The sequence below is a fragment of the Streptomyces sp. NPDC050535 genome, assembly GCF_044457665.1.
Lineage (GTDB): Bacteria > Actinomycetota > Actinomycetes > Streptomycetales > Streptomycetaceae > Streptomyces.
This window is the reverse complement of sequence record NZ_JBITHE010000002.1, coordinates 229,051-233,547: the sequence shown is the minus strand read 5'-3', so window position 1 is coordinate 233,547 and position 4,497 is coordinate 229,051. Positions and strand designations below refer to the sequence as shown.

4 protein-coding genes are annotated in these 4,497 nt (G+C 70.7%); all 4 read left to right on the top strand.

The window, feature by feature from the left end; all coding sequences use genetic code 11:
• Window positions 1-331: 331 nt before the first annotated feature.
• The 4 genes from ACIBLC_RS06035 (at window position 332) to ACIBLC_RS06020 (ending at window position 4,351) form a co-directional block, all read left to right on the top strand.
• On the top strand, window positions 332-1,399 hold the full coding sequence (locus ACIBLC_RS06035) for a glucose-1-phosphate thymidylyltransferase (protein WP_399209495.1): 1,068 nt from the start codon (window positions 332-334) through the stop codon (window positions 1,397-1,399).
• The gene (rfbB, locus tag ACIBLC_RS06030) at window positions 1,396-2,406 is read left to right on the top strand and encodes a dTDP-glucose 4,6-dehydratase (RefSeq protein WP_399209493.1); all 1,011 of its coding nucleotides are present in this window, start codon (window positions 1,396-1,398) and stop codon (window positions 2,404-2,406) included. The genes ACIBLC_RS06035 and rfbB overlap by 4 nt, the downstream gene beginning before the upstream one ends.
• Window positions 2,403-3,293 carry a dTDP-4-dehydrorhamnose reductase gene (gene rfbD / locus ACIBLC_RS06025; protein WP_399209492.1) on the top strand — a complete coding sequence of 297 codons (891 nt, stop codon included), beginning with the start codon at window positions 2,403-2,405 and terminating at the stop codon, window positions 3,291-3,293. Before rfbB ends, rfbD begins: the two co-directional genes overlap by 4 nt.
• A gap of 263 nt (window positions 3,294-3,556) precedes the next feature.
• Window positions 3,557-4,351 carry a class I SAM-dependent methyltransferase gene (locus ACIBLC_RS06020; RefSeq protein ID WP_399209491.1) on the top strand — a complete coding sequence of 265 codons (795 nt, stop codon included), beginning with the start codon at window positions 3,557-3,559 and terminating at the stop codon, window positions 4,349-4,351.
• Window positions 4,352-4,497 lie beyond the last annotated feature (146 nt).

Sequence of the window (4,497 nt, the reverse complement as noted above, 5' to 3'; positions counted from 1 at the left end):
CTCCCCCCCCCCCCCCCCCCCCCCCCCCGCGGCCCGCCCCCCCCCCCCCGGGGGGGGGCCCCCCCCGGGCCCCCCGGGGGCCCCCCACCGCCGTTCGGCGTCGTGCGCGGGGTCCCGCGTTTCGCGTGGTGCCCGCGGGGCCTGGCAGGGGATTGGGCGGGTGTGCCGACCACGTCTTTTCCGGCCGCCAACCGTCATTCGGCGATCGCATAGGTGAACGCCATGTGAATCAGTGATGCACCGCACGGCTAGGATGAGGGATGACATTGTCATCAAACTAAGACATAGCGGGATTATCTTCCCGTACGAACAAAGTAGCTGGGGGCAATACGTGAAGGCACTCGTTCTCTCCGGGGGAGCGGGCACCCGCCTCCGCCCGATAACCCACACCTCGGCCAAGCAGCTGGTGCCGGTCGCCAACAAGCCGGTGCTGTTCTACGGCCTGGAGGCGATCGCCGAAGCGGGCGTCACCGAGGTCGGCATCGTTGTCGGCGACACCGCGGACGAGATCCGCGAGGCGGTGGGAGACGGCTCCCGATTCGGGATCGAGGTCACCTACATCCCGCAGGACGCGCCGCTGGGGCTCGCGCACGCCGTGCTCATCGCCCAGGACTTCCTCGGCGACGACGACTTCGTCATGTACCTCGGGGACAACTTCATCGTCGGGGGCATCGCCCCTCTGGTGGAGGAGTTCCGTGCCGAGCGGCCCGACGCGCAGATCCTGCTGACCCGGGTCCCCAACCCCACCTCCTTCGGTGTCGCGGAGCTCGACGCCGACGGCCTGGTGGTGGGCCTGGAGGAGAAGCCGAAGGAGCCGAAGAGCGATCTGGCGCTGGTGGGCGTGTATCTGTTCACCGCCGCGATCCACGAGGCCGTCCGCTCCATCGAGCCCTCCTGGCGCGGCGAGCTGGAGATCACGCACGCCATCCAGTGGCTGATCGACGAGAAGCGCGACGTCCGCTCCACCACGATCTCCGGCTACTGGAAGGACACCGGCAACGTCACCGACATGCTGGAGGTCAACCGGTCCGTCCTGGAGACCGTGGACCCGGTGAACGCCGGCACGGTGGACGAGGACAGCGAGATCATCGGCCGGGTGCGCATCGAGGCCGGGGCCCGCGTCAGCGGCAGCCGGATCGTGGGACCCGCGATCATCGGCGCCGGCACGGTGATCAGCGACGCGTACATCGGTCCGTTCACCTCCGTCTCCGAGGACTGCCGGATCGAGGACAGCGAGATCGAGTACTCCATCGTGCTGCGCGGCTCCTCCGTGACCGGCGTGCGCCGGGTGGAGGCCTCGCTGATCGGCCGCGATGTCGAAGTCACTCCCGCTCCCCGCAACCCCTCGGCCCACCGGCTCGTGCTCGGTGATCACAGCAAGGTGCAGATCTCCTCATGACGACCGCTGCTTCCCCCGCTCGCCCGACCCGGATCCTGGTGACCGGCGGCGCCGGTTTCATCGGCTCCCACTACGTCCGTACGCTGCTCGGCCCGCAGGGACCCGGTGACGTCTCGATCACCGTCCTGGACAAGCTGACGTACGCGGGCAACCCGGCCAACCTCGACGAGGTGCGCGAGCACCCCGGATTCGCCTTCGTGCAGGGCGACATCTGCGACCCCGAGCTGGTCGGCAAGCTGATGGCCGAGCACGACGAGGTGGTGCACTTCGCCGCCGAGTCGCACGTCGACCGTTCCATCGACGGCGGCGCCGAGTTCGTCCGTACGAACGTGGTCGGCACCCACACGCTCATCGACGCCGCGCACCGGGCCGGCATCAGGACCTTCGTGCACATCTCCACCGACGAGGTCTACGGCTCGATCGACGAGGGCTCCTGGCCCGAGACCCACCCGCTGGAGCCCAACTCGCCCTACTCCTCGGCGAAGGCCTCCAGCGACCTGATCGCGCTGTCCTACCACCGCACCCACGGCCTCGACGTGCGCGTGACCCGCTGCTCCAACAACTACGGGCACCACCACTTCCCCGAGAAGGTCATCCCGCTCTTCGTGACCAACCTCCTCGACGGCAAGAAGGTCCCGCTGTACGGCGACGGCGGCAACGTCCGCGACTGGCTGCACATCGACGACCACGTCCAGGGCATCGACCTGGTCCGCACCAAGGGCCGCGCGGGCGAGGTCTACAACATCGGCGGCGGCACCGAGCTCTCCAACAAGGAGCTCACCGGGCTGCTCCTGGCGGCGTGCGGCGCCGACTGGGAGACCAGCGTCGAGTACGTCGAGGACCGCAAGGGCCACGACCGGCGGTACTCGGTGGACTGCACGAAGATCCGCGAGGAGCTGGGATACGTGCCGCGCAAGAGCTTCGAACAGGGGCTGGCGGAAACGGTTCAGTGGTACCGCGACAACCGCGCGTGGTGGGAGCCGCTGAAGGAGCGGGCCGCCCTGTGAGCGACACCCGGAACTGGCTGGTGACCGGCGCGGGCGGGATGCTCGCGCAGGACGTCCTGGCCCGGCTCGCCGACGCCGGGATCCCGGCGGTCGCGGTCGCCCGCACCGACCTGGACATCACCGACCCCGCCGCCGTGCGGGCCGTCCTCGCCGAGCACCGCCCGGCCGTCGTGGTCAACTGCGCCGCCTGGACGGCCGTGGACGACGCGGAGACCCGCGAGGACGACGCGCTGCGGATCAACGGCGACGGCGCGCGCCACCTCGCCGAGGCGTGCCGCGAGTCGGACGCCGTACTCCTGCACGTCTCCACGGACTACGTCTTCCCCGGCGACGCCGACAAGCCGTACGCCGAGGACGCCCCGACCGGCCCGCGCGGCGCGTACGGCCGCACCAAGCTGGCCGGCGAACAGGCGGTCCTCTCGACGCTTCCCGGCAGCGGTTTCGTGGTCCGTACGGCCTGGCTGTACGGGGCGGGCGGCGGCAACTTCGTCCGTACGATGATCAAGCTGGAGGGCGTCAAGGACAGCCTGGACGTCGTCGACGACCAGCGCGGCCAGCCCACCTGGACCGTCGACCTCGCCGACCGCCTCGTCCGCCTCGGCCGGGCCGCCCTCGCGGGTACCGCACCGGCCGGCGTCTACCACGGCACCAGTGGCGGCGAGACGACCTGGTTCGGGCTCACCCGGGAGATCTTCCGGCTGCTGGGCACGGACCCCGCGAGGGTCCGTCCGACCACCAGCGCGGCGTTCGTACGCCCGGCGCCCCGGCCCGCGTACAGCGTGCTGGGCCACGACCGGTGGACGGCGGCGGGCATCGAGCCGATCCGCGACTGGCGCGAGGCCCTGACCGAGGCGTTTCCCGCGCTGCTCGCGGCGGAGCGGGGCTGACCGGACGCACGTCCCGGCCGGGTCCAGCCTTCGGGCGGGACCCGGCCGCTTTCCGTGCGACCCAGGAGGACGACCTCGACCTCGGACCCGGCATATCCGGGGAGCGGAACGGCTATGGTCCGGCCGGATGAGGCACGGATTTTCCGGTCGGCGGGCAGGTAAATTTGTGGTGAACTTCCAAGAAAGGTTACGCCCGAGCCTTCGGATGAGTAACTTCGCCGAGAACAAGGACAACAGCCAGAATCCGTCGAAAGGCCGCTTCAGTGGACCGTCATGAACTCCTGCGTGGACTGCACCGCGTCTACCGTCCGCGAAACTACCTGGAGATCGGCGTCAACGACGGCCGCAGCCTGGCACTTTCGCGCGTCGCGTCGGTCGCGATCGACCCCGCCTTCAAGGTGGTGACGTCGATCAGCTGCGACGTCCACCTGGTCCAGTCGACCAGTGACGACTTCTTCGCCCGCAAGGACCCGCTGGTCCACCTGCGCCGCGGCCGCAACCCCTTCCGCGCCCTCGCCCGCAAGGACCCGATGGGGATGCTCGGCGGCGATCCCAAGCTGGAGCTGGCCTTCATCGACGGCATGCACCTCTTCGAGTACGCGCTGCGCGACTTCATGAACGTGGAGCGCCACTCGCGCTGGTCGAGCGTGATCGTGCTCGACGACATGCTGCCGCGCGACGTCGACGAGGCGGCCCGCGACCGGCACACCAAGTTCTGGACGGGCGACGTCTACAAGCTGGTGGCCGTCCTGCGGAAGTACCGCCCCGACCTGACGGTGCTGGAGGTCGACACCGCGCCGACCGGTGTCGCGGTGGTCTTCGGGGCCGACCCGGACAACACCGTGCTCAAGGACTCGTACGACGAGATCATCAAGGAGTACGTCGTTCCGGACCCGCAGGCGGTCCCCGAAGAGGTGCTCGTGCGCAAGCACGCCGTACAGCCCGAGGCGTTGCTGCGGGCCGACTTCTGGCCGGCGCTGACCCGGGCCCGCAACCTGCGCCGCTCGCGCTCGGGCTTCGCTCCGCTGCGTCAGAAGATCGCGGCGCTGGGCGGCTGAGCGGACAGCGGCAGACACCAGGAGGGGGGGCCCCGGGGCCCCGGGGGCCGGGGGGCCCCCCCGGGGGGGGGGGGCGGGCCGGGCCCCCCCCCCCCCCCCCCCCGCAGCCCCCCCCGGGGGACAGACCCCCCCCCGCCGGCGCCGGG